The following is a 24619-nucleotide window of genomic DNA, read 5'->3' as shown; positions in this document are numbered from 1 at the left end:
AGGTGCCGTCTCATCCTTGCGCACCCGCCCCGCCGCCCGGCAGCCGGTTGACGGGTTACAGCCCGAGGCCCCGGCCGATGATCTCCTTCATGATCTCGGTGGTGCCGCCGTAGATGGTCTGCACCCGCCCGTCCAGCCAGGCCTTCGCCACCGGGTACTCCAGCATGTAGCCGTAGCCGCCGTGCAGCTGCACGCAGCGGTCGGCGACCCGGTTCTGCAACTCGGTGGTCCACCACTTCGCCTTGGCCGCGTCGGTGACCGAGAGCCGGCCGGCGTCGTACTCCGCGACGCAGTGGTTGACGAAGGTGCGGGCGATGGTGACCTCGGTGTCCAGCTCGGCGAGCAGGAAGCGGTTGTGCTGGAACGCGCCGATCGGCCTGCCGAACGCCTGCCGGGAGCGCGCGTAGTCGAGGGTGACGGCGAGCAGCCGCTCGGCGGCGGCCACCGCGGCGACGGCGATGCTGAGCCGCTCCCGGGGCAGGTTGGCCATCAGGTGGTAGAAGCCGTGGTTCTCGGTGCCGATCAGGTTCTCCGCCGGGACCCGGCAGTCGTCGAAGAACAGCTCGGCGGTGTCGTTGGCCTTGAGCCCGACCTTGGCCAGCCGCCGGCCCCGGGAGAAGCCGGGCGTGCCGCTCTCCACGGCGATCAGGCTCACCCCGTGCGCGCCCTGGTCCGGGGCGGTACGCACGACCACGACCACCAGGTCGGCCATCTCACCGTTGGTGATGAAGGTCTTCTGGCCGTTGAGCACCCAGCCGTCGCCGTCGCGGACCGCGCTCGTACGGATCCCGGCCAGGTCGGAGCCGGCGCCCGGCTCGCTCATCGCGATCGCGGTGACCAGGTCGCCGGAGCAGAACCCGGGCAGCCAGCGCTTGCGCTGCTCGTCCGTGGTGAGTTCGGTCAGGTACGGCGCCACCACGTCGTTGTGCAGGCCGAAGCCGAGTCCGGTGCAGCCGGCGGCGACGATCTCCTCGTCCAGCACGGCGTTGAACCGGAAGTCGCGCTGCCCGCCGCCGCCGTACTCCGTGTCGACGTCCATGCCCAGCAGGCCGGCGGCCCCGGCGCGGCGCCACACCTCGCGGTCGACGATGCCGTCGGCCTCCCAGCGCTCGTGGTGGGGCACCGCCTCGCGGGTCAGGAACTCGCGGCACAGCTCGCGGAACTCCTCGTGGTCGCGCTCGTAGAGATGCTGCTCCATGGCGGCAAGTGTGGCACCGCTCACCCGCCCTGCCCAGGGCCGCCGAGAGCCTGCTGCGCGGTCGACGCCTCGCTACCGGCCGGCGAGGGCGCGGGCGGCCACGGTGAGGTCGGCGACCAGCCCCTCGTACGCCTTGTCCTGGTCGTCGGCGCGCAGCACGGCGGACGGGTGGATGGTGGCCAGCAGCCGGGCCGGCGGGGCGTCCGCGACGGCGCCCGCGGAATCCACCGGCACCCGCCGGAAGTCCTCCGGGTGCTGGGCCGACTCCGGCCAGGGCAGCAACTCGCCGCGCTGGCGGGTGACCCGGAACGTCGGGCCGAGCAGGGCCTTGGCGGCGGTGGCGCCCAGCACCACCACGATCTCCGGGCGGAGCTGGGCGAACTCGGCCACCAGCCAGGGCCGGCAGGCGGTGACGTGCACCCGGTCCGGGGTCTGGTGGATGCGCCGCCTGCCGCGCAGCTCGAAACGGAAGTGCTTCACCGCGTTGGTGAGGTAGATGTGGCCGGGGTCGAGCCGGGCGTCGTCGACCGCCCTGCGCAGCAGCCGGCCGGCGGGGCCGACGAACGGCAGGCCCTTCTGGTCCTCCAGGTCGCCGGGCTGCTCGCCCACGAAGACCACCCGCGCGCCGGCGTCGCCGCGACCGAAGACGGTCTGCGACGCGTCCCGGTAGAGCTCGCAGCCCCGGCAGCCGGCGGCGGCGGCGCGCAGGTCGTCGAGGGTGTCGGCGCGCGGCGGGATGAACTTCTGCGCGCCCGGCGCGGTCCCGGTCTGCGTCTGCTCGGCCATGGCGACTTTTCTACCCGGTGTGGTCTCGAACACGCGCGGGGGCCCGCCGGTCGGCCGTCGGCACGACCACGGGTCAGGCGGCGAAGCCGCTCGGCGGGGCGGGCCGGACCGCCCGGGCGACCGCCTCGGCCAGCTCCGGGATCTCCGCCTCGTCAAGCGAGCTGACGGTGATCCGCAGCGCCGGCGGGCCGGCGATGCGGTGCAGCGCGCCGGGCGCGACCGCCCAGCCGGCGTCGCGCAGCGCGGTCAGCACGCTGGTCTCGTCGTCGACCGGCAGCCACACGTTGATGCCGCTGCGTCCGTGGGCGGTCAGGCCGTGCCCGGCGAGCGCCGCGATCAGTGCCGTACGCCGCCGCTCGTAGCTGCCGGCGGCCCGGTCCACCAGCGCGGCCACGGCGGCGTCCCGCCAGAGCGCCAGGACCAGCCGTTGCAGCACCGTGGAGACCCAGCCGGCGCCGACCCGGGCGCGCCCGGCCACCCGGGCCACGGTGGTCTCGTCGCCCACCAGCACGGCCAGCCGCAGGTCGGGACCGAACGGCTTGCTCACCGAGCGGACGAAGGCCCACGTCGGGGTCGCCCCGGCGAGCGGGTGCAGCGGTACGCGGGCCAGCTCGGCGGCGTGGTCGTCCTCGATCAGCAGCAGGTCGGACCGCCCGGCGAGCAGGGCACGCAGCTCGCCGGCCCGCTCGGCGGAGACCGCTGCGCCGGTGGGGTTCTGCGCCCGGCTCGTCACGATCAGCGCCCGCGCTCCGGCGGCGAGGGCGGCGCCGACCCCGGCGACGAGCGGACCGTCGTCGTCGACCGGCACGCCGATCGGCCGCAGCCCGAGCGCGGCGACCAGGTCGAGCAGGTTGGCCCAGCCCGGGTCCTCGACCGCGACCGCGTCCCCGGGGCGCAGGTGCGCGCCGAGCAGCCGCTCGATGCCGTCCAGCGCCCCGCCGGTGACGGTCAGCTCCGCGGCCGGTACGCCGTCGGCGGCCAGCCGCTCGCGGGCCGCCTCGGCCAGCGCGGGCAGCACCCCGGCGGCCGGGTAGCCGACCGGCTCGCCCGCGGCGGCGGCCAGGCCGGCGAGGTGTGCCCCGAGGGGTGGTAGCAGGCGCACGTCCGGCTCGCCCCGGGAGAGGTCGCGCAGCCCGGCGGCGGGCGGCGGGCGCAACGCGGAGCGGCGGGCCGCCACGGGCGGCCGGGGCCGGACCCGGGTGCCGTGCCGGCCGGCGGTGACCACCAGGCCCCGCTGGCGCAGCTCCTGGTAGGCGCGGGCCGCGGTGGCGGGGCTCACGGCGAGCCGGGCGGCGAGCTCCCGCACCGGCGGCAGCGCGTCGCCGGGGGCGAGGGCGGCGGAGCGGATGCCCGATTCGATGCTGGCCGAAATCTCGGCGGCCGTCGTACCGGCGACCTGATAGCGTGCTGACACAAATCAGGGATTGTACTAGAACAAAGGTCGAGCCATGTACGCACCCACCGACCGGACCACCGCCAGCCGCTCCCGGGAGCGGATGAGCTACGACGGGGCGGCCGCGCACGCCGTCCTCGACGAGGCGTACGACTGCGCGCTCGGGTTCACCGTCGACGGCGAGCCCCGCGTGCTGCCCACCCTGCACGTGCGCGTCGGCGACACCCTCTACCTGCACGGCTCCACCGGCAGCCGGCCGCTGCTCGCCGCCCGGGGCGAGGGGCTGCGGGTCTGCGTCGCCGTCACCCTGCTCGACGGCCTCGTCTACGGCCGCTCGCAGTTCCACCACAGCGCCAACTACCGCTCGGTCGTGGCGCACGGCACCGCGCGGCTGGTCACCGACGAGCGGGAGAAGCTGCGGATGCTGACCGCCCTGGTGGAGAAGGCCGCCCCGGGGCGCAGCGCCGACAGCCGTCCCCCGTCGCGCCGGGAGCTGGCCGAGACGGCCGTGCTCGCCCTGCCGCTGCGCGAGGTGTCGGTGCGCGCCCGCGCCGGCGGCGTACGCGACGAGGAGACCGACCTCGCCCTGCCGCACTGGGCCGGCGTGGTGCCGCTGCGGCTGACCGCCGGGGCGCCCGAGCCCGACGCCGGGGTGGGCGTGCCGGTGCCGGCGTACCTGCGGGAGCGCACCTCACCGTGGCTCGATCCGGCGGTGCTGCGCGGGGAGCACGTGCTGCTGGAACCGCTCGACCTCGCGCACGCCGACGAGTTGCACGCCGCGACCGCCGACCCGGAGGTCTGGCGGCACCTCGGCAGCCCGCAGCCGGCCGACCCCGCCGCCACCGCCGAGGGGATCGCCGTCGCCCTGGCCGCCCACCGGCGGGGCGAGCGGGTGCCGTGGGTGCAGCGCTGCGCGGTGACCGGCGCCGTGGTGGGCACCACCTCCTTCTACGAGGTGGACCCGGAGCGCCGGGCGGTGGCGATCGGCTACACCTGGCTGGGCCGGCCCTGGTGGCGCACCGGGATCAACACGGAGGCGAAGCTGCTGCTGCTCACCCGCGCCTTCGAGGAGCTGGGTGCGGAGCGGGTGGTCTGGCACACCGACATCCGCAACGAGCGCTCGCAGCGGGCCATCGAGCGCCTCGGCGCGTCCCGCGAGGGGGTGCTGCGCCGGCACCGGCTCCGGCCGGACGGCTCCTGGCGGGACACCGTGCAGTATTCGATGATCGTCGACGAGTGGCCGAACGCACAGGTCACGCTCCGGGAAAGGCTTCGCCGGGCGGCATCCGTGGCCTCATGATGGCGGGCGTGCTGGGCATCACCGACATCTGGACGTACGTGCTGGGCACCGTGGCGATCGTTCTGCTGCCCGGTCCCAACTCCCTCTTCGTGCTCTCCACCGCCGCGCAGCGGGGCGTGGCGACCGGCTACCGGGCGGCCGGCGGGGTCTTCGTCGGCGACGGGATACTCATGTTCCTCTCCGCCGCCGGCGTGGCGTCGCTGGTCCAGGCGTACCCGCCGCTCTTCCTCGTGATCAAGTACGCCGGCGCCGCGTACCTCGGCTATGTGGGGTTGACGATGCTGCGCGGCGCGTGGCGGCGCTGGCGGACGCGCAACGACCCGACCACCCCGCGGCTCATCGACGCCGCGGAGCCGGCGGCGCTGCGCAGCCCGTTCCGCAAGGCGCTGGTGATCAGCCTGCTCAACCCGAAGGCGATCCTCTTCTTCGTCTCGTTCTTCATCCAGTTCGTGGACCCGGGCTACGCCTGGCCGGCACTGTCGTTCCTGCTGCTCGGGCTCATCGCCCAGGTCACCAGCGCGCTCTACCTGACCGCGCTGATCTTCACGGGCACGTTCCTGGCGGCCCAGTTCCGCCGGCGCCACCGCCTGGCCGCCGGCGCCACCACGGGCGTCGCCGCGCTCTTCCTCGGCTTCAGCCTCAAGCTGGCCACCGCCAGCGCCTGACCCGGCGGGGCCGCCGGCACGCCCTGGCCCTGCCGGCCGGTCGCCGCCTGACTCCGCCGGGGCGGTGCCTCGCCGCCCCGCTCCGGATCAGGTGCCGTCACCGCCGCCGGAGCCGCCGGCCGCGCCGCCCAGGCCGAAGCCGGGGTGGATCGGCTCGTCCGGCGGGCGGCTGACGTGCGCCGACTCGGAAATGGTCGCGGACCAGTCGGCGTGCGCGGCGGCCGCCGCGTGCCGGTTGATCGCCGCGCGCAGCCAGGCGTCCACGGTCGCGACCCAGTCCCGCTGCTCGGCGCCGGTGTGCCAGACCCGGAACCGGCTGATGCTCTGGTGGGTGATCCCGGCCAGGGCGAGCCGCCGGTCCAGCCAGAGAATCACCTCCAGGCCGGCCGGGTCGGCGATGAAGATCAGCTCCAGCTCGGTGATCGGCCCGGCGTAGAGCGGTGCCACCCAGTAGCCCAGCCGCTGGTGCAGCGGCAGGGTCTGCGCCACCCCCGGCAGCCGGCTGTCGACCAGGCCGGCCTGGCGCATGCTGAAGCCGAGCGTGTCGAGGGCCACCAGGACGTGCGCCTGGGTGGGCAGCGGGTGCACGAAGACCGGCACCATCGCGCCCTGGTCGAGCGCCGGCTCGACAGCCACCTCCGTACGCAGCCCCATCCGCAGGCTGAGCAGGGGCACCCCGCCGAAGACGGTCACGGGGGTCTCCCACGGCAGCGGGAACTCGAACGGGATCGAGCGGCCCCGCCCCGCGCGCAGTACGAAGGCGCCGGCCACCGTGGCCTGGTGGAACTGCACCAGGCGACGGGGTGCCTCCGGGTCGTCCGGTTCGGCCGTGGTGACCAGGCCGAGCCGGACGTGCAGGACGGGTACGTCGGTGGAGCCGGCGACGACGGTGACCCGCCCCGGCAGCCGCAGCCCGGGACGGGTGCTCGGGTTCGCCAGGGCCGTGCGCACCGACAGCCCGGTCCCGCCGGACTCGGGTGACACCCCCGTCAACCGCACGGCACTCCCCCGTCCACGACCGGGCCGGGCCTGCCCGCCACCCGCATGGCCGCGGGCCTCGCGCGGGCACCCCCATCGTCGCGGACCCGGCAGGTGGGGCACCCCCATCGTCGCGGACCCGGCGGGTGGCCGCCCCGACTTCGGCGAACAGCGGCCACCCCTCCGATTCATCTCATGCGTCGCCCGCGCGGCACCGGGTCGGTCTCGTCGTCGAACTCGCCGATGACCTCCTCCAGCAGGTCCTCCAGCGCGACGAAGCCGACCGGCCGGGCCGGCCCGCCACCGTTGCGCACCAGCGCGAGCTGGGACTGCCGGGCGCGCATCTCCGCCACCGCCTCGGTCACCGACGCCGTGGCCGGCAGGGTGAGGGCGTTGGTCATCAGGTCCCCGGCGGTGACCGTACGGCCCGTGGTGGTGGCCCGCACCGCCTCCCGCACGTGGACCAGGCCGCAGACGTCGCCGCTGGCGTCCAGCACGGCCAGCCGCGACCGGCCGCTGTCCCGGCTGACCTGCTCGATGCGGTCGGCCCCCTCGTCGCGGCGCACCGTCACCATCTGGTCGAACGGCTCCATCACCTGCGCCACCGTGGTGCCCTGGAGCTCCAGCATGCTGGTGAGCATCTCGTGCTGTTCGGCGCCCAGCAGGCCGTGCTCGCGGGACTGCTCCAGCAGCATCCGCAGCTCGTCCGGGCCGTGCACCTGGGCGAGCTGGTCCTGCGGGTTGACCTTGACCAGCCGCAGCATCGCGTTGGCCAGCGCGTTCATCACCGACAGCACCGGCCGGGCGACCCGCGCGAAGGCGCGGAACGGCAACGCCAGCAGCACCGCCGAGCGCTCCGGGTGGGTGATCGCCCAGGACTTCGGCGCCATCTCCCCGACCACCAGGTGCAGGAAGGTGACGACGCTCAGCGCGAAGATCAGCGCGATCACGTGGCTCGCGGCGTCCGGCAGCCCGACCGCGTGCAGCAGCGGGCTCAGCAGGTGCTCGATCGCCGGTTCGGCGAGCGCGCCGAGACCCAGGGTGCACAGGGTGATGCCGAGCTGCGCACCGGCGAGCATGAGCGACAGCTCACGTACGCCGTCCAGCGCGGCCCGGGCGGCCCGGCCGCCACTGGCGGCGGCGTGCTCCAGCCGGTAACGCTTGCTGGCCACCAGGGCGAACTCGGCGGCCACGAAGAAGCCGTTCAGCGCCAGCAGGATCACCGACGTGAAGAGCGCGATGCCGGGACTCACGCGGACACCTCCCCGGGCTCGGCGATCCGCAGCCGGACGGAGTCGGCCACGTGCCGGTCGACGGCCAGCACCTCGACGAGGGCGCGCGGTCCCTCCGCGCCGTCCTCGCCGTCGGCCGGCAGGCTGATCTCCAGCCGGTCACCGACCTCGGGTACCCGCCCCAGCTCCCGCATGACCAGGCCGGAGAGCGTGTCGTACTCCGGGGCCTCGGGCAGCGCGATGCCGGTGCTGTCGGCGACCTCGTCGATGCGCCAGCGGGCCGGCACCACCCAGGAGCCGTCCGTCTGCCGGGCCGGGGCCCGCTCCGGCGGGTCGTCCTCGTCCCGGATCGGGCCGACGAGCTCCTCGGCGATGTCCTCCAGCGTGATCACGCCGGCGAAGCCGCCGTACTCGTCGACCACGCAGGCGAGCTGCCGATGGCCGGAGCGCAGCCGGTCCAGCACGGTCGGCAGCGGCAGCGTCTCCGGCACCAGGAGCGGAGGGCCGGCGACCGCGCTGACCGGGGTGCTCGCGCGCTTCTCCGGGGGTACGCCGAGCACGTCGGCGATGCCGACCACGCCGACGAGGTCGTCGACGCCCTCGGTGCCGCGCACGGGGAAGCGGGACTTGCCGGTGTCCAGCAGCTCGACGACCCGGCTGAGCGGCTCGTGCGCGCGTACGGTGTGCACGTCGACGCGGGGCACCATGACCTCGCCCGCGGTGAGCCCCCGGAAGTCGAGCCCCCGGTCGAGCAGCGTGGACATCTCGGCGGTCAGGTGCCCCTCCTGGCGGGACTCGGCGATGATCTGTTCCAGGTCCTGCGGGGTGGCGCCGCTGGGCAGCTCCTCGATCGGCTCGATGCCGACGCGGCGCAGCAGCCGGACGGCGGCCCGGTCGAAGAGCTTGATCAGCGGACCGGCGATCTTGAGGTAGATCAGGGTGGAACTGCTCAGGGCCTTCGCGAGGGGCTCGGGCCGGGCGATGGCGAGGTTCTTCGGGGCCAGCTCACCGAGGACCATCTGCACCACGGTGGCCAGGACCAGGGCCAGGGCGACCGAGAGCGGCAGGCTGAGCGCCGTCGAGACGCCGGCGCCCCCGAGCAGCTCGGCCAGCCCGGCGCCGAGGAACGGCTCGGCGACGTAACCGACCAGCAGGGCGGTGACGGTGATGCCGAGCTGGGCGCCGGAGAGCATGAACGACAGCCGCCCGGTCACCTCCAGCGCCCGTGCGGCGGCCTTGTCGCCGTCGTCGGCCAGTTGCTTGAGCCGGCCGCGGTCCACGGCGACGTAGCCGAACTCCTGGGCCACGAAGTAACCCGTGGCGACGGTGAGAACGATGATGAGGAGAAGACCAACGACGATCAACACGGGTCGCTCAGGGCTCCCGGGGACGTCGGGGTCGGGATACGCCGGGCACGACCCGGCTGGCTACTGCTGCCCTCCTGGGCAGAAGAGTCGATCATGCGGCCCATTTTATCGGGATCGGCTGGATATCCGCTGAAGGTGTGCCGAAGGCCCCCGACACCGGTCGGTCGGGGGCCCCTCGCCGCGTCAGCTCTGGGTGATCCTCACGTCGTCGACGGCCGCCTCCACGAGGCTCGCGCCGCTGGCGTCGGCCGCGTCGATCACGATCCGTACGGTCTGTCCCCGCAGGGCGGAGACGTCGACGCTGGCGCTCTGCCAGGCCGCCGCCCGGTTGGTCGCGGCCCCGGTCGCGTTCAGCGCCGTGACGGTGCCGCTGCCCACCACCCGTACGCGCAGGTAGTCGGCGCTGCTGGCGTTGTTCAGGTGGGCCAGGTACCAGGAGAACGAGAGGTTCAGGGTGCCGGTCGACGGCAGCGTGATGGCCGGCGACTGGATGGTGCTCACCCCGCCGTCGAGGTCGTACGCCCCGGCGCTGCTGCCGGCGAGCGGCCCGGTGACCAGGTCGTAGCTGCCGCTGACGGTCGTGCCGAGCTGGGTGGCCACGCCGGAGCTGGTGGCCGCGGGGTCGCCGCGCTCCCACCGGCCGAGGGTGGCGGTGTCCGTGCCCGCCGGGTTGGCGGTCCACCCGGTGGCGGTCTCGAAGGTGTCGTTGAAGACGGTGGTGCCCGGCGGGGTACCGGTGCCGGCCAGCGCCCACACCGTGTGCGCGATCGCGTCGGCGTTGCGGTCCAACGCGGTGTCGTTGATGTTGCTGGTGGTGTCGCAGGAGCGGTGGTAGCACGGGTCGAACGCCTGACCGGCCGTGCCGCCCCAGAGCGAGGCCTGGGCGCTGGACTTGGTGCCCTCGGCGCCGGTGAAGGTGCCGCCGGCCGGGATGCCGACGTTGATGAACGGCCCGTAGTCGCTGCGGCCGTCGAAGTCGGTGCCCCGGGTGGGCACGCCGATCGAGCTGAAGTACGCCTGGATGGTCTGCTCGATCTGCGCCGAGCCGGCCGGGCCGGGGCCGGAGCCCACCCCGTCGGAGTTGTCGCCGTCGTAGACGAAGTAGCCGGCGTTGGGCGAGCCGACCATGTCGAAGTTCAGGTACTGCTTGATCTTGGTGCGCTCGGTCGACGGCAGGTTGTTCACGTAGTACTGGGAGCCGCGCAGCCCGAGTTCCTCGGCACCCCACCAGCCGAAGCGCAGGTGCTTGGTGGGGGTGAAGCCGCTGCGGGCCACTGCGAGCGCGGTCTCCAGGATCGCGGCCGAGCCGGAGCCGTTGTCGTTGATCCCGGGGCCGGCGGTGACGCTGTCCAGGTGCGCCCCGGTCATGACCACCTGGTTCGGGTCTCCGCCGGGCCAGTCGGCGATCAGGTTGTAGCCGGTGGCGCCGCCGTAGCTGAACGACTGCACCACGGTGGTGAACCCGGCCGCGTCGAGCTTGCCCTTGACGTAGTTGACCGAGGCGAGGTAGCCGGGGCGGCCGTGCGCCCGGTTCCCGCCGTTGGCGGTGGCGATGGACTGGAACTGGGACAGGTGCGCCTTCACGTTGGCCAGCGGGATGTCCGGGGCCGCGGCGAGCGTCGCGGGGGCGGCGGCGGGAACCGTGGTGGTGGGCGCGGCGGTCGCCGAGGAGGCGGTCACGACCGTCGCCGCCGCCACGGCCAGCGCGGCCAGCCAGGCGGAGCGGGGGGTGCGGGGTCTCATTGGTCCTCCGGGGTCCGGTGGTCCCGGTCCCGCCGGGTGGGCGGTGACCGGCGGACGGCCGTTGATCGACAGCCATCACTGCGAAAGCGTGCAGCGGGGCGGACCACCCGGCAAGACGCAAGGCTCAGATTCGTCGCAGTCCCCGAATTGGGACGCCTCGGAAGCGATCCCCCGCAGGCCGCGGGTCAGGACGGATCGCCCCCGCCACCCGTACGACGGTCGGCGGACGCGAGCTCGTCGACGTCGAGCAGGGCCGGCTCGACCCGACCGGCCCGGTACGCGGCCCGGCCGATCATCTGCGCCGCCACGGGAGCGGTGGCCAGTTGGAAGATCCCGACCAGCGCCACCATGCCCAGGTCCGCCGGCGTACGCAGCCGCAGCGCGACGCCGAGCAGCAGGAGCAGCACCCCGAGCACCTGCGGCTTGGTCGCGGCGTGCATCCGGTCCAGCGTGCCCGGGAAGCGCAGCACCCCGATCCCGGCGGCGAGGCTCAGCAGGGCGCCGGCCACCAGGCAGCCGCCGCCCAGCCAGTCGGCCAGCGTGCCCCACATCAGGCCTCACCGTCCTCGCGCACGGCGAAGCGGACCAGCGACACCGACCCGACGAAACCGAGCATGGACAGCGCCACCAGCACCGGCAGGGTGGTGGCGTGACGGTTCACCGCGGCCTCCGCGCCCACCGCGCCCACCATCGTGGCGAGCAGCATGTCGGCCGCGACCACCCGGTCGATCAGCGACGGCCCGCGGTAGAGCCGGATCAGGGACAGCAGCGCGGTCACCGAGAACAGGAGGGTGAGGGCGGCGGCGAGGAACGTGGTCACGGTTCGGGTCCCCTCTCGACGGGATCGGCGCTGACCCGGCGCACCTCGGCGGCGGAGCCGACCGCACGCACGAGCCGCCGCTCGACGGCGAGGATCCGCCGCCGGCTGCCCCTGAGGTCCTGCGGGCCGCGGGTGTCGAACACGTGCACGTAGAGGACGCCGGCGTTGCGGTCGACCTCGACGATCAGCGTGCCCGGCACCAGCGACAGCGCCTCGGCGGTGAGCGCCAGGTTCAGGTCGGTGTGCACCCGCAGGCGGACCGCGATGATCGCCGCCCGCGGCTGGTAGCCGGGCTGCACCGCGACCCGCGCGACGTGCGCGCTGGCGCTGACCAGTTCGCCGACGAAACGCACCGCGAAGACCAGCAGCGGCCCGAGGCGCAGCCGGCCGCCGAAGCTCACCGGCGGCAGCGGGAAGAACACCAGCACGGCGCCGGCCACCAGCACCCCGCCCACGAGGTTGCCCCAGGAGAGGTCCCCCCACAGCAGGATCCAGACCAGCACCAGCCAGCCGAAGGCGATCAGCTGGTCGCGGCGCCGCCCCCGCCCGCGCGGCGGCGCCTGCGGGGCCGGGTTCACGGGGCACCGACCGGCAGCACGGAACGGATGTACGGGGTGCGCTCGCGCAGGTCGACCGCCGCGTCGGCGGTGACGTCGAACAGCGGCCCGGCGACGACGGTCAACGCAAGCCCCAGCCCGACCAGTGCGATCGTCGCGCCGACCATCAACGCCGGCAGGCGCACGACCGGCTCGGTGGTGGCCAGTTGCGGGGCACGCCAGAAGGCGATGTTCCACACCCGCGAGGCCACGTAGAGGGTGAGCAGGCTGGTGATGGTCCCCGCCGCCACCAGCGCGCCGGGCAGCGGCTCGCCGGCCGCGACGCCGGCCTGGAGCAGGCCGAGCTTGCCGAGGAACCCGGAGAAGGGCGGGATCCCGGCGAGGTTCATGGCCGGGACGAAGAAGAGGACGCCGAGCAGCGGGGCCGCCCGGGCCAGCCCGCCGATGCGGCGCAGGTCGGTGCTGCCGGCCCGCTCCTCGACGAGGCCGGCGACCAGGAACAGCGTGGTCTGGATGGTGATGTGGTGCACCACGTAGAAGATCGCGCCGGAGAGCCCGGCCACGGTGCTCAGCCCCACGCCGAAGACCATGTAACCGATGTGGCTGACCAGGGTGAAGGAGAAGAGCCGCTTCATGTCGGACTGGGCCACCGCGCCGAGGATGCCGACCAGCATGGTCAGTCCGGCCACCACCATCAGCGGCCCGGCGAGCTGGCCGCCGGGGAACAGCAGCGTCTCGGTGCGGATGATCGCGTACACGCCGACCTTGGTGAGCAGGCCGGCGAAGACCGCCGTGACCGGGGCCGGGGCGGTCGGGTAGCTGTCCGGCAGCCAGGCCGAGAGCGGGAAGACCGCCGCCTTGACCCCGAAGGCGAGCAGCAGCATCAGCTGGAGGGTCAGCCGTACGCCGTCGGGCAGCGCGTCCAGCCGGTGCGCCAGCTGGGCCATGTTCAGGGTGCCGGTGGCCGCGTACACCAGGCCCACCGAGGCGAGGAAGATCATCGAGGAGAGGATGCTGACCACCACGTACGTCGAGCCGGTGCGGATCCGGGTCTCGGTGCCGCCGAGAGTGATCAGCACGAAGCTCGCGGCGAGCAGGATCTCGAAGCCGACGAAGAGGTTGAACAGGTCGCCGGCGAGGAACGCGTTGGTCACGCCGGCCGTCAACACCAGGTAGGTCGGGTGGTAGATGGTCACCGGCACGGTCTCGCCGAAGTCGCCCTGCCCCTGGCCGACGGAATAGAGCAGCACGCACAGGGTCACCGCCGAGGAGACCACCAGCATCAGCGCGGCGAGCTGGTCCGCAACCAGCACGATGCCCACCGGCGCCGGCCACCCGCCGACCTGGACCACCACCGGCCCGTGCCGGTACGCCTGCACCAGCAGCACCGCCGCCACCACCAGCGTGACCGCCAGGCAGGTGACGCTGACGACGCGTTGCAGCCCGGGCCACCGGAACAGCAGCAGGGTCAGCGCCGCGCCCAGCAGCGGCACCACCACGGGCAGCGGCACGAGCCGGCTCATCGGGTGCCCCGTCCCGCGTACCCGGTCATCCGGGGCCGTCCCCGCGCCGGCGCGGCGGCCCCGGGTCGACCTGCTCGGGGTCGGCGTCCGGGCCCTCGCCCCCGAGGTCGGCGGTGGCCAGCTCGTTGCGCTCGGCCGCCTCCCGGACCTGCCGGTCCTCGATGTCGTCGGGGACCTCGTCGTCGCCGGTGAGGTACCAGCTGCGGTAGCTCACCGCGAGCAGGAACGCGGTCAGCCCGAAGGTGATCACGATCGCGGTGAGGATCATGGCCTGCGGCAGCGCGTCGCTCAGCGTGCCGGCGGGCGCCGTGCCGACCACCGGGGCGGCCCCCGCGCGCCCGCCCAGCAGGATCAGCACGTTGACCCCGTTGCCGAGCAGGATGACGCCGAGCAGGATCCGACTCAGGCTGCGTTCCAGCAGCAGGGTGACCCCGCAGCCGCACAACACCCCGGCGGCCACGACCAGCACCAGAGCCGGTCCCGCGACGCCGCTCCTCACGCCCGCTCCCCCCGCCGGTCGACCCGTAGCCCGCCCCCGGACTCGCCGGCCGCCTCGATGTGCCGGTCCACCTCGGCGCCGAGGCTGCGCAGGATGTCCAGCACCAGCCCGACCACGACCAGGTAGACGCCGACGTCGAAGAAGAGGGACGTGACCAGGTAGAAGTCGCCGATCACGGGCAACCACAGGTCGATCCGGGCGCTCTCGAGCACCGACCCGCCCGCGAGCAGCGAGACGGCCCCGGTGCCGATCGAGACGAGCAGGCCGGCGCCGAGCACCGTGCCGGCGCCGACGGGGGCCGCCTCGGCCAGCTCGTAGCGCCCGCCGGCCAGGTAGCGCACCGCCAGCGCCAGGCTCGCCACCAGGCCGCCCGCGAAGCCGCCGCCCGGCGCGTTGTGGCCGGAGAAGAGCAGGAACAGGGAGAAGACCACCACCGTGTGGAAGATCAGCCGGGTCACCACCTCCAGCACGATCGAACGCTGCCGCTCGTGCAGGGTCGCCCCGCCGCGCAACCAGACCCGGTGCCCCGGCCGCTGCACCCGCCTCGGCGGCTCGGGGCGACGTGGGCGGGGCTCGGTGCGGGAGCGCTGGAAGACCAGGCTGGCCACGCCGGTCGCGGCCACCACCAGCACCGACAGCTCGCCCATCGTGTCCCAGGCCCGGATGTCGACCAGGGTCACGTTGACCACGTTGCGGCCGTACCCCTGGGTGACCGCCAGGTCCGGGAACGCGTCGGAGATGGTGGGCGCCTGGCGGGCCGCCGCCGCGGTCAGGGCCAACCCACCGACCACGACGCCGACGACCGCCCCGATCGCGCGGCGCACCCACCGCCTGCGTCTCGGGCGGGCCGAGAACCGCTCCGGCAGCCGGCGCAGCACCAGCACGAACACCGCGATGGTGGCGGTCTCGACGAGGAACTGGGTCAGCGCCAGGTCCGGCGCGCCGTGGGCCACGAAGAGCATCGCGGTGCCGTAGCCCGTCATGCCCACCAGCAGCATCGCCGTCAGGCGGCGGCGGGCGCCCACCGCGAGCACCGCCGCGACGGTCACCACCGTCACCACCAGGACCTGCAACGGGCTGTCCCAGAGGGCGATCCGGTCCCGCCACGGCCGGGTGGCCAGCATCGCCCCGCCGGGCACCACCGTGAGCACCAGCAGGATGACGCCGAGGTACTGCGGCAGCGAGCCGCGCTGGGTGGCGCCGGTGACCTCGATGGCCAGCCGGTCGAGGCGGCGGGTGGTCCACTCGTACCCCTGGTTGCCGGTGACCGGGACGTGCAGCCGGGCCAGCACCGGGGCGAGCGGTCCGCGCAGCGCGAACAGGACCGCGCCGCCGGCCACGGCGAGCGCGGAGAAGCCGAGCGCGGGGCTGAGGCCGTGCCACAGCGCCAGGTCCTTGCCGACCGCGCCGAACAGCTCGGCGTACGGGCGCAGCAGGCCGTCGAGGATCCCGGCGGCCGGGCCGGCGGCCAGCCCGACGGCAGCCAGCAGGGCCGGCGGGCCGAGCATCGACACGGGGACCCGCCCGAGGACGGTCGGCGCCACGCCCGGCCGGGTGGCGAACGCGCCCCAGACGAACCGGAAGCTGTAGGCGACGGTGAGCGCGGTGCCGGCCACCAGCACGGCGAGGACGGCGGGCCGGTCGGTGAAGGCGGCCAGCACGGCCTCCTTGGCGGCGAAGCCGACCAGCGGTGGCAGCCCGGCCATCGACGCGGCGGCGAGCACCGTCACGGCGACGAGCAGCGGCGCGCCGCGCCCGAGCCCGGACAGTTCCCGCAGGTCGCGGGTGCCGGCGCCGTGGTCGATGATGCCGACGACGAGGAACAGCGGCGCCTTGAACAGCGCGTGGGCCAGCAGCATCGCCGCCCCGGCCAGCGCGGTGTCCGGGGTGCCCGCCCCGATCGTCACCGCGATCAGGCCGAGCTGGCTGACCGTGCCGTACGCCAGCAGCAGCTTCAGGTCGGTCTGCCGCAGCGCCGCCCAGCCCCCGGCCAGCATGGTGGCCAGGCCGGCGACCACGACCACCGGTCGCCACGGGCCGACGGCCGCCAGCACCGGGGCGAGCAGCCCGATCAGGTAGACGCCCGCCTTCACCATCGCGGCGGCGTGCAGGTACGCGCTCACCGGCGTGGGGGCCGCCATCGCCACCGGCAGCCACGAGCTGAACGGCAGCAGCGCCGACTTGGACAGCGCCCCGGTGAGGATCAGCAGCACCGCCGTGACCAGGTACGCCCCGCCCGGCAGCGGGGCCGCGACGATCTCCGACCAGCGGTAGGTGCCGGCGTGCCCGCCCAGCATGATGAACCCCACCAGCATCGCCAGCCCGCCGAGCGTGGTCACGGTCAGCGCCTGTGCCGCCGCCCACCGGCTGGCGCGCCGCTCGGCGCTGTGCCCGATCAGCAGGTACGAGAAGATCGTGGTGAGTTCCCAGCACACGTAGAGCAGCAGCAGGTCGTCGGCGAGGACGAGGCCGAGCATCGCCCCGGCGAAGGCCACCATGACGGCCGCGAAGCGGGCCACGCCGGTGGACTCCCGGCCGAAGTAGTGGGCGCTGTAGATCAGGACCAGCGCGCCGACGCCGCCGACGAGCAGGACCATCAGCCAGGACAGGGTGGTCAGCCGCAGCGCCAGGTCCACGTCGAGTTGGCCGATCCACGGGTACGTCTCGACCACCGCCCCGCCGTCGCGCACGGCGGGGGTGCGGGCCAGCGCCCAGCCGAACGCGGCCGCCGGCGCCAGCGCCAGCGGGTAGCAGGCGCGGGGACCCCACCACCGGACGAGCAGCGGCGCGACGAGGGCCGCCACGCAGTGGAGGATCAGCAGTACGAGCACCCGCGCTCCCGGTCGAGGTGGCTGCGGCGCGCGCCTGAGGTGGGACGGCACCTAGGTGCGATCACACGCCAGTTCGTTGCCCGGCGGGCGGTTTTGCGCGAATTCGTCCCGGCTGTGGCGGAACGCTCAGCCGACGATGACCTCGGCGGCGGGGACGACGGGCTCCCAGGCGGGACGCTCGCGCCGGGGCTCCACCAGCAGGTCGGGGCGGCCGAGCTGGACCACGACCTTGTTGACCACCCGCTGGGCGGCGGCGAGGGAGCGCACCGGCAGCAGCCGGCCCCGGCTCTCGCGCCGCAGCACGAAGTAGTGCACGGCGGCGCGGACCTGCCCCCGGTCGGCCGCGCTGGCCTGCGCGGTGGAGACGACCAGCTCCCGCAGCGCGGCGGCGAGCCGCTCGGCCAGCTCCAGCTCCGGGCCGGACAGGCCGGTGCGGACGGCGGCGAGGTGACTGTCGACCTTGCGGATCAGCACGTCGGTGCTTGGCTCGAAGCTCCGCTGCTCGACGGTCAATCCGATCCCCTCCACCCCAGGCTGACGCTCCGAGTGAAGTTACTTTATGTTGTGGGACACAATCAAGCAGTTAAGTAAGACTTAATGGATTAAACGCGCAAACAGCGCGGTGCGGCCGGAGCAGGGCGCCGCGTCCCCGCCGCGGGCCGGAATGTCGGTTCGTCGGGGCAGGATGGACGGCGTGACGGATGCGATGGCGGGTTTCGGCGCGGCCACCCGGGAGTGGTTCGGCGCCGCCTTCGCCGCGCCCACCGCCGCCCAGACCGGCGCGTGGCATTCCGTCTCGGCGGGGCGCAACGCACTGGTGGTGGCTCCCACCGGTTCGGGCAAGACGCTGGCGGCGTTCCTCTGGTCGCTCGACCGGCTGGCCCGCGAGCCCGCCCCGGCCGACCCCCGGCACCGGTGCCGGGTGCTCTACGTCAGCCCGCTCAAGGCGCTCGCGGTCGACGTCGAGCGCAACCTGCGCACCCCCCTGACGGGCATCCGGCAGGCCGCCACCCGGCTCGGCGTCGCGCCGCCGGAGATCACCGTGGGAATGCGCACCGGCGACACCCCCGCCGACGAGCGGCGGGCCTTCGCGCGCACCCCGCCGGACATCCTCATCACCACGCCCGAGTCGCTGTTCCTGCTGCTCACCTCCGCCGCCCGCGACTCCCTGCGCGGCGTCGAGACGGTGATCGTCGACGAGGTGCACGCGGTCGCCGGCACCAAGCGCGGGGCCCACCTCGCGCTCTCCCTGGAACGCCTCGACGAGCTGCTGCCCGCCCCGGCGCAGCGGATCGGCCTCTCCGCCACCGTCCGGCCGGTCGACGCGTGCGCCCGTTTCCTCGGCGGCACCCGCCCCATCGACGTGGTCGCGCCACCCAGCGCCAAGACGATCGAGGTCAGCGTCCAGGTCCCGGTGGAGGACATGACCCGCCTCGACGAGCAGGAGCCGCCGCAGGACGACCTCGGCGGTCTCGGCGCCCGTCGGGCGTCCATCTGGCCGGCGCTGGAGGAGCGCGTCTTCTCCCTGGTCCGGGCGCACCGCTCGACCATCGTCTTCACCAACTCCCGGCGTTCCGCCGAGCGCCTCTGCGCCCGGCTCAACGAGCTGGCCGGCGAGGAGGCGGCCGGGCAGGAGCCGACCGGTGGGTCCCCGCCGCCGGCCGGCGGGGCCGACGGGTGGGGCGGCCCCGCCGGGCCGGTGCGCGTCGGCCGTACGCCTGCGGAGCTGATGGCGCAGGCGGGCGCGGCGGCCGGCGCGCCGCCCGTGATCGCCCGCGCCCACCACGGCAGCGTCTCCCGCGAGGAGCGCAAGCACATCGAGGAGGCGCTCAAGTCCGGTCAGCTGCCCGCCGTGGTGGCCACCTCCAGTCTGGAGCTGGGCATCGACATGGGCGCCGTCGACCTGGTGGTACAGATCGAGGCGCCGCCCAGCGTGGCCGCCGGCCTGCAACGGGTCGGCCGGGCCGGGCACCAGGTCGGCGCGGTCTCCCGCGGCGTGGTCTTCCCCAAGCACCGGGGCGACCTGCTCTCCTGCGCGGTGGTGGCCGAGCGGATGGCCGACGGCGCCATCGAGGAGCTGCACCATCCACGCAACCCGCTCGACGTGCTGGCCCAGCAGATCGTCGCCATGGTGGCGTTGGAGCCGTGGCGCGTCGGCGACCTGGCCGTGCTGGTACGCCGGGCGGCGCCGTTCGCCGAGCTGCCCGACTCGGCGCTGCACGCCGTGCTCGACATGCTCTCGGGCCGCTACCCGTCCACAGCGTTCGCGGAGCTGCGGCCCCGGCTGGTCTGGGACCGCGCCACCGACACGCTCACCGGCCGGCCCGGCGCGCAGCGGCTCGCGGTGACCAGCGGCGGCACCATCCCCGACCGGGGGCTCTTCGGCGTCTTCCTGGCCGGGGCCGAGCGGGCCGCCCGGGTCGGCGAGCTGGACGAGGAGATGGTCTACGAGTCCCGGGTCGGCGACGTCTTCCTGCTCGGCTCGTCGTCCTGGCGGATCGAGGAGATCACCCCCGACCGGGTGCTGGTCTCCCCCGCCCCCGGGCAGGCGGCGAAGATGCCGTTCTGGAAGGGCGACCAGCTCGGCCGGCCCGTCGAGCTGGGCCGGGCCATCGGCGCCCGGGTGCGCGCCCTGCTGCGGCAGGACGACGAGACGGCCGTGGCCGCGCTGCGGGCCGGCGGGCTGGACGACTGGGCCGCCGGCAACCTGATGGCCTACCTGCGCGAGCAGCGCGCCGCCACCCGGTCCCTGCCCGACGACCGCACGGTGGTGGTCGAGCGGTTCCGCGACGAGCTGGGCGACTGGCGGCTGGCCGTGCACAGCGTCCTCGGTGCCCGGGTCAACGGGCCGTGGGCGCTGGCGATCGGCCGCCGGCTCGCCGAGCGCTACGGCGTGGACGCGCAGGTGATGCCGTCCGACGACGGCATCGTGGTCCGCCTGCCCGACACGGCCGACGAGCCGCCCGGCGCCGACGTGGTCGTCTTCGAGCCGGAGGAGATCGCCCAGCTCGTGGAGGAGTCGGTCGGCACGTCCGCGCTCTTCGCCTCCCGGTTCCGCGAGTGCGCCGCCCGGTCCCTGCTGCTGCCCCGGCGCGACCCGCGCCGCCGCCAGCCGCTGTGGCAGCAGCGCCAGCGCGCCGCCCAGTTGCTCGACGTCGCCCGCGAGTACGCCGACTTCCCGGTCACCCTGGAGGCCGCCCGGGAGTGTCTCCAGGACGTCTTCGACCAGCCCTCGCTGGCCGAGCTGATGCGCGACCTGGCCGCCCGCAAGGTGCGCCTGGTCGAGGTGGAGACCGCCCAGCCGTCGCCGTTCGCCCGCTCGCTGCTCTTCGGCTACGTCGGGGCGTTCCTCTACGAGGGCGACGCGCCGCTGGCCGAGCGCCGGGCCGCCGCGCTCGCGCTGGACTCGACCCTGCTCGGCGAGCTGCTCGGCCGGGTCGACCTGCGGGAGCTGCTCGATCCGGCGGTGCTGGCCGAGACGGAGCGGCAGCTGCGCTGGCTGACCGGGCAGCGCCGCCCGCGCGACGCGGAGGACGTGGTCGAGCTGCTGCGCGTTGTCGGCGACCTCTCCGAGGCGGAGCTGGTCGAGCGGGGCGCCTCACCCGGGTGGCTGACGGAGCTGGCGGCGGCCCGCCGGGTGCTGCGCGTACGCGTCGCCGGCGAGGAGCGCTGGGTCGGCATCGAGGACGCGGCGCGGCTGCGCGACGCCCTCGGCGTGGCCCTGCCCGTCGGGGTGGCCGAGGCGTACCTCGCCCCGGTGGCCGATCCGCTCGGCGACCTCGTCGCCCGCTACGCGCGTACGCACGGGCCCTTCGCCGCCGCCACCTGCGCGGCCCGCTTCGGGCTCGGCGTCTTCGTGGTCGAGCAGGCGCTGCGCCGACTCGCCGCCACCGGGCGCGTGGTCGCCGGCGAGTTCACTCCCGACACCGCCGGCAGCCAGTGGTGCGACGCGGAGGTGCTGCGGCTGCTGCGCCGCCGTTCCCTGGCCGCGCTGCGCCGGGAGATCGAGCCGGTGCCGCCCCGCGCGCTGGCCGCGTTCCTGCCCCGCTGGCAGCAGGTGGGCTCCTCCGCGCGGGGGGTGGAGGCGCTGGCCGCCGCCGTGGAGCAGTTGCAGGGGGCGGCGGTGCCGGCGTCGGCGCTGGAACGGCTGGTGCTGCCCGGCCGGGTAGCCGACTACTCCCCCGCCCAGCTCGACGAGCTCTGCGCCAGCGGCGAGGTGCTCTGGGCCGGCTCCGGCGCCATCTCCGGCGGCGACGGCTGGGTCACCCTCGCGTACGCGGACGTCGCGCCGCTGCTGCTTCCCCCGCCCGACGAGTCGCTCACCCGCACCCCGCTGCACGACGCGGTCCTGGACGCGCTCGGCGACGGGCAGGCGCTGTTCTTCCGGTCGCTGTCCGACCGGGTCGCCTCGACCGACGACGCCGCGCTGGCCGCCGTCGTCTGGGACCTGGTGTGGGCCGGTCACCTCACCAACGACACCCTGGCGCCGTTGCGCGCGGCGCTCGGCGGCGGCGGGGCGCACCGGTCCCGTCCCACCGCGCCGCGCACCCGCTACCGGCGCCCCGGGCGGGTGGCCCTGCCGACGCGGGGCGGTCCGCCGACCGTCGCGGGCCGCTGGTCCCGGCTGCCGGAACGCGACACCGACCCGACCCGCCGCGCCGCGGCCCTGGCCGACGTGCTGCTCGAACGGCACGGCGTGGTGACCCGGGGCGCGGTGCTGGCCGAGCAGGTCACCGGCGGTTTCGCCGCGGTCTATCCGGTGCTCTCCGCGCTGGAGGAGCGCGGCGCGGCCCGCCGGGGCTACTTCGTCGAGGGCCTGGGCGCGGCGCAGTTCGCGGTGCCGGGTGCGGTGGACCGCATCCGGGCGCTGGCCGAGCCGACAGACGGCGGGCGGGGGCGCGGCGGGCCCGCCCTGGTGCTCGCCGCCACCGACCCGGCCAACCCGTACGGCGCGGCGCTGTCCTGGCCGGAGCGGGCCGTCGACTCGGGCGACGGGGCCGCCCCGGCGACCGGGCACCGGGCGGGGCGCAAGGCCGGTGCCGTGGTGGTGCTGGTCGCCGGCGACCTGGTGCTCTACGTCGAGCGCGGCGGGCGGACCATCCTCTCCTTCACCGACGAGGCGGACCTGCTGGCGGCGGCCGGCAAGGCACTCGCCGACGCGGTGCACTCGGGCGCGTTGGGTGCGATGTCGGTGGAGCGGGCCGACGGCGAGGCGGTGCACTCCTCGCCGTTGCACGACGCGCTCACCGCGGCCGGCTTCCGCGCCACCCCGCGCGGCCTGCGCCTGCGCGGCTGATCAGCCCCGACACGCCCACGCACCGCCGCGCCAAGCCGGGCGAGGGTGGGGTTCGGGGAAGCTGACGAACCATTACTGCCGGAACGCTGATACCTCTGCGGCATGAAAATACCTGTCTGGTATCGGAACGAGCGGAGTGCACCGCTGGCACTCGATGCCCGGCACACCAGCCAAGGGCTTGTGCGCAGGGACGTAGGTGCCGAAACGACGACCGAGTACAGCGGCGCCGCCGAGCCGGGCCCGCGCCGCACCGGGTCGAGGACGGTGGGCCCGGGCAGTCAGCGCAGGCCCGTCAGGACCTTCTCGTAGCGGGCGCGGTCGGCGGTGGGGGTCTTCGCCTCCAGGTAGTTGAGCACCACCGTGCCCCGCCGGAACGACTGGCCGCCCCACGTCTCGGCGATCTCGCTGGCGCTGGTCTCGTCGGGGAAGACGTAGACGGTGACCGCGTCGGTGGCGATCAGCTCGGAGCAGCCCAGGCCGAGCCCGTCCGGACCGCACTCGACCGACCGGTCCCGAGGGTTCGGCACCTTCAGCCCGGCGGCCTTGAACGCGTCCACGACCTGCCGCGCGCCGGGCGTACCGGTCGGCCGGGCCGGCAGCTTCACGGGCGGCGGGCTGGCGGGACGGCGCTCGGTCGCACCGCCGGCGCTCGGAACCGCCGGACCCGCCCCGGTCGGCGAGGCGGCCGGCGGGGCGGGCCGCGTCGGCGTGGCTGCGGGCGCCTCGGCCGGGCCCGACGACGGTACGGCGGCCGGGGTCGACGCCGGGGCGGCGGAGGGCGCGGCGCGCCGGTCCCCCGCGTCGTCGCCGCAGGCGGCGGTGAGGGCGGCGGCGATCACGAGCACGGCGACGGCGGGCAGGCTCCGGTTGGTCACCCCTGGCAGTCTGCCCAACCGGGTCCCGTCCCGGCAGTGGCCGGTCGGTCAGTGCCGCTGTCCCATTTCCGCCAACCCGCCCCGGTCGGCCGGCACCGGTACGATCCCGACCGGTCGACGAGGGAAGCCGAGGACGACGGGGGTGGACGCGATGACCGGGACAACCGTCCGGCCGGCGCGGGCCGAGGACCGCGCGGCGGTCGACGCGCTGCACGAACGCGAGTGGGGTGGGCCGTACGTCGTCGCCCACGACACCCGCCACGACCTGCGTACGCTGCCGACGCTGGTGGCGGCCGACGGCGCGGGCGCGGTGCTCGGGGCGCTCGTGTACCGGGCCGACGCCGACGGGCTGGAGGTCGTCAGCGTGGTGGCCGCGACGCCCGGCGGCGGCGTCGGCACGGACCTGCTGGCGGCGGCCGCCGAGGTGGCCCGGGCCGGGGGCCGGCACCGGCTCTGGCTCGTCACGACGAACGACAACCTGCGGGCGCTGCGGTTCTACCAGCGGCGCGGGCTGCGGCTGGTGCGCGTGGACCGGGGCGCGGTGGACCGGGCCCGCCGGCTCAAGCCGAGCATCCCGATGGTCGGCGAGGACGGCATCGGACTGCACGACGAACTGGTCCTGGAGCTGCTGCTCGCCACCGGCGATCGGGTGCCCGACGGCCGTGCGGAGCACGGCGCGGACCGCGCCCCGTGGATCTCGCTGACCACCGACTACGGCCTCGCCGACGGGTTCGTCGCCGCCTGCCACGGGGTGATCGCGCGGCTGGCGCCGCAGGCCCGGGTCGTCGACGTGACCCATCTGGTCCCGCCGGCCGACGTACGCCGGGGCGCGGCGGTGCTCGCGCAGGCCGTGCCGCACCTGCCGGAGGGGGTGCACGTGGCCGTCGTCGACCCGGGCGTGGGTACGGCCCGCCGGGGCGTCGCGCTGGCCACCCCGCGCGGGCTGCTGGTGGGGCCGGACAACGGCCTGCTGGTCGACGCCGCCGAGGCGCTGGGCGGGGTGAGCGCGGCCGTCGAGCTGACCGATCCGGACTGGCTCGCGCCCGAGGTGTCCCGCACGTTCCACGGCCGGGACGTCTTCGCGCCGGTCGCCGCGCGGCTCGCGCTCGGCGCGCCGCTGGCCCGGTTCGGCCCGGCGGTCGACCCCGGGTCCCTGGTCCGGCTGCCGGCACCGGTGCTCCGGCGGGAGGCGGACGGGTTCGCGGCCGAGGTGCTGACCGTCGACCACTTCGGCAACGTCCAGCTGGCCGCCCCGGGCGAGCTGCTGGCGCCGCTGCCGGCCCGGGTCCGGGTGGGGCCGGGCACCGGTTCCGCGCCCGGCCGGGAGGCCGTGCACGGGCGCACCTTCGGCGACGCCCAGCCGGGCGGGCTGGTGGTGCACGTCGACTCCGCCGGCCGGGTCGCCGTGGCGGTCAACGGCGGCCGGGCCGTGGACCTGTTGGCGGTTGCGCCGGGCGACCTGCTGCGCGTCGCGGCCGGCTGAGCAGCCGGATCGCCGCCTGACCTGGCCTGGCACCACAGCGGGCCGGCCGGATTCCGCCGACCGGCCCGGCGGG

The 24619-nt window shown here is 75.1% G+C and carries 19 protein-coding genes and 1 pseudogene; 5 read left to right on the top strand and 15 right to left on the bottom strand.

Features of this window, described 5'->3' with window-relative positions:
* Nucleotides 1-55: 55 nt before the first annotated feature.
* The 3 genes from CLT72_RS30410 to CLT72_RS30400 all read right to left on the bottom strand — a co-directional run bounded on the left by CLT72_RS30410 (nt 56) and on the right by CLT72_RS30400 (nt 3398).
* Nucleotides 56-1198: an acyl-CoA dehydrogenase family protein gene (locus CLT72_RS30410; RefSeq protein WP_089001438.1), complete on the bottom strand. Its 1143-nt coding sequence runs from the start codon at nt 1196-1198 to the stop codon at nt 56-58.
* A 72-nt stretch (nt 1199-1270) separates the two neighbouring features.
* On the bottom strand, nt 1271-1984 hold the full coding sequence (locus CLT72_RS30405; RefSeq protein WP_101414677.1) for a UdgX family uracil-DNA binding protein: 714 nt from the start codon (nt 1982-1984) through the stop codon (nt 1271-1273).
* 73 nt (nt 1985-2057) lie between these two features.
* Nucleotides 2058-3398: an aminotransferase class I/II-fold pyridoxal phosphate-dependent enzyme gene (locus CLT72_RS30400; RefSeq protein ID WP_101414676.1), complete on the bottom strand. Its 1341-nt coding sequence runs from the start codon at nt 3396-3398 to the stop codon at nt 2058-2060.
* 34 nt (nt 3399-3432) lie between these two features.
* On the opposite strand from CLT72_RS30400, the gene CLT72_RS30395 reads away from it, so the two are divergent.
* Together CLT72_RS30395 and leuE are read left to right on the top strand one after the other, a co-directional pair.
* Entirely contained in the window at nt 3433-4677 is a 1245-nt protein-coding gene (locus CLT72_RS30395; RefSeq protein WP_101414675.1) for a bifunctional pyridoxamine 5'-phosphate oxidase family protein/GNAT family N-acetyltransferase, read from the top strand.
* Entirely contained in the window at nt 4674-5342 is a 669-nt protein-coding gene (gene leuE, locus CLT72_RS30390; RefSeq protein WP_089001442.1) for a leucine efflux protein LeuE, read from the top strand. The genes CLT72_RS30395 and leuE overlap by 4 nt, the downstream gene beginning before the upstream one ends.
* An 87-nt stretch (nt 5343-5429) precedes the next feature.
* Here the strand turns inward: leuE and CLT72_RS30385 are convergent, their stop codons facing one another.
* The 11 genes from CLT72_RS30385 to CLT72_RS30335 all read right to left on the bottom strand — a co-directional run bounded on the left by CLT72_RS30385 (nt 5430) and on the right by CLT72_RS30335 (nt 17420).
* The gene (locus CLT72_RS30385) at nt 5430-6341 is read right to left on the bottom strand and encodes a sporulation protein (RefSeq protein WP_101414674.1); all 912 of its coding nucleotides are present in this window, start codon (nt 6339-6341) and stop codon (nt 5430-5432) included.
* A gap of 167 nt (nt 6342-6508) precedes the next feature.
* Nucleotides 6509-7573, bottom strand: a complete 1065-nt coding sequence (locus CLT72_RS30380) for a hemolysin family protein (RefSeq protein ID WP_101414673.1) — start codon at nt 7571-7573, stop codon at nt 6509-6511.
* Nucleotides 7570-8919, bottom strand: coding sequence for a hemolysin family protein (locus tag CLT72_RS30375; protein WP_101414672.1), 1350 nt, complete (start codon nt 8917-8919; stop codon nt 7570-7572). Before CLT72_RS30375 ends, CLT72_RS30380 begins: the two co-directional genes overlap by 4 nt.
* Before the next feature lie 183 nt (nt 8920-9102).
* Nucleotides 9103-10662 carry a M28 family peptidase gene (locus CLT72_RS30370; RefSeq protein WP_101414671.1) on the bottom strand — a complete coding sequence of 520 codons (1560 nt, stop codon included), beginning with the start codon at nt 10660-10662 and terminating at the stop codon, nt 9103-9105.
* 185 nt (nt 10663-10847) lie between these two features.
* On the bottom strand, nt 10848-11213 hold the full coding sequence (mnhG, locus tag CLT72_RS30365) for a monovalent cation/H(+) antiporter subunit G (RefSeq protein WP_101414670.1): 366 nt from the start codon (nt 11211-11213) through the stop codon (nt 10848-10850).
* A complete protein-coding gene (locus CLT72_RS30360) occupies nt 11213-11482 on the bottom strand; it encodes an MrpF/PhaF family protein (protein WP_101414669.1) in 270 nt (89 codons plus the stop codon). The genes mnhG and CLT72_RS30360 overlap by 1 nt, the downstream gene beginning before the upstream one ends.
* Nucleotides 11479-12060 (bottom strand): Na+/H+ antiporter subunit E, encoded by a 582-nt coding sequence (locus CLT72_RS30355; RefSeq protein WP_101414668.1) that lies wholly within the window; start codon nt 12058-12060, stop codon nt 11479-11481. Before CLT72_RS30355 ends, CLT72_RS30360 begins: the two co-directional genes overlap by 4 nt.
* Complete coding sequence (locus tag CLT72_RS30350; RefSeq protein WP_101414667.1) at nt 12057-13562, bottom strand: Na+/H+ antiporter subunit D; 1506 nt, start codon at nt 13560-13562, stop codon at nt 12057-12059. The genes CLT72_RS30355 and CLT72_RS30350 overlap by 4 nt, the downstream gene beginning before the upstream one ends.
* 25 nt (nt 13563-13587) lie before the next feature.
* Nucleotides 13588-14061, bottom strand: a complete 474-nt coding sequence (locus tag CLT72_RS30345) for a Na(+)/H(+) antiporter subunit C (RefSeq protein WP_101414666.1) — start codon at nt 14059-14061, stop codon at nt 13588-13590.
* On the bottom strand, nt 14058-16892 hold the full coding sequence (locus CLT72_RS30340) for a Na+/H+ antiporter subunit A (RefSeq protein WP_101414665.1): 2835 nt from the start codon (nt 16890-16892) through the stop codon (nt 14058-14060). The genes CLT72_RS30345 and CLT72_RS30340 overlap by 4 nt, the downstream gene beginning before the upstream one ends.
* 126 nt (nt 16893-17018) lie before the next feature.
* Nucleotides 17019-17420, bottom strand: coding sequence for a hypothetical protein (locus CLT72_RS30335; RefSeq protein ID WP_250100711.1), 402 nt, complete (start codon nt 17418-17420; stop codon nt 17019-17021).
* A gap of 136 nt (nt 17421-17556) precedes the next feature.
* Between CLT72_RS30335 and CLT72_RS30330 the strand changes: the two genes are divergently transcribed.
* Entirely contained in the window at nt 17557-22188 is a 4632-nt protein-coding gene (locus CLT72_RS30330; protein ID WP_374208826.1) for an ATP-dependent helicase, read from the top strand.
* A 278-nt stretch (nt 22189-22466) separates the two neighbouring features.
* Here the strand turns inward: CLT72_RS30330 and CLT72_RS30325 are convergent, their stop codons facing one another.
* On the bottom strand, nt 22467-23063 hold the full coding sequence (locus tag CLT72_RS30325) for a hypothetical protein (protein ID WP_101414663.1): 597 nt from the start codon (nt 23061-23063) through the stop codon (nt 22467-22469).
* A 151-nt stretch (nt 23064-23214) separates the two neighbouring features.
* Between CLT72_RS30325 and CLT72_RS33140 the strand changes: the two are divergent.
* Nucleotides 23215-23562, top strand: a pseudogene (locus CLT72_RS33140) (GNAT family N-acetyltransferase); the annotation flags it as partial.
* A gap of 150 nt (nt 23563-23712) precedes the next feature.
* Nucleotides 23713-24546 (top strand): SAM hydrolase/SAM-dependent halogenase family protein, encoded by an 834-nt coding sequence (locus CLT72_RS33135; protein ID WP_250100727.1) that lies wholly within the window; start codon nt 23713-23715, stop codon nt 24544-24546.
* Nucleotides 24547-24619: the final 73 nt, after the last annotated feature.

This window comes from Micromonospora sp. CNZ309, assembly GCF_002846525.1.
The sequence above is the reverse complement of the archived record's forward strand: the minus strand, read 5'-3'. Positions and strand labels throughout refer to the sequence as shown.

Bases quoted from the DNA above. Each gene is read 5' to 3' on its own strand.
- CLT72_RS30410 (WP_089001438.1), bottom strand. From the start codon at position 1,198: ATGGAGCAGCATCTCTACGAGCGCGACCACGAGGAGTTCCGCGAGCTG.
- CLT72_RS30405 (WP_101414677.1), bottom strand. From the start codon at position 1,984: ATGGCCGAGCAGACGCAGACCGGGACCGCGCCGGGCGCGCAGAAGTTC.
- CLT72_RS30395 (WP_101414675.1), top strand. From the start codon at position 3,433: ATGTACGCACCCACCGACCGGACCACCGCCAGCCGCTCCCGGGAGCGG.
- leuE (WP_089001442.1), top strand. From the start codon at position 4,674: ATGATGGCGGGCGTGCTGGGCATCACCGACATCTGGACGTACGTGCTG.
- CLT72_RS30370 (WP_101414671.1), bottom strand. From the start codon at position 10,662: ATGAGACCCCGCACCCCCCGCTCCGCCTGGCTGGCCGCGCTGGCCGTG.
- mnhG (WP_101414670.1), bottom strand. From the start codon at position 11,213: ATGTGGGGCACGCTGGCCGACTGGCTGGGCGGCGGCTGCCTGGTGGCC.
- CLT72_RS30350 (WP_101414667.1), bottom strand. From the start codon at position 13,562: ATGAGCCGGCTCGTGCCGCTGCCCGTGGTGGTGCCGCTGCTGGGCGCG.
- CLT72_RS30330 (WP_374208826.1), top strand. From the start codon at position 17,557: ATGTCGGTTCGTCGGGGCAGGATGGACGGCGTGACGGATGCGATGGCG.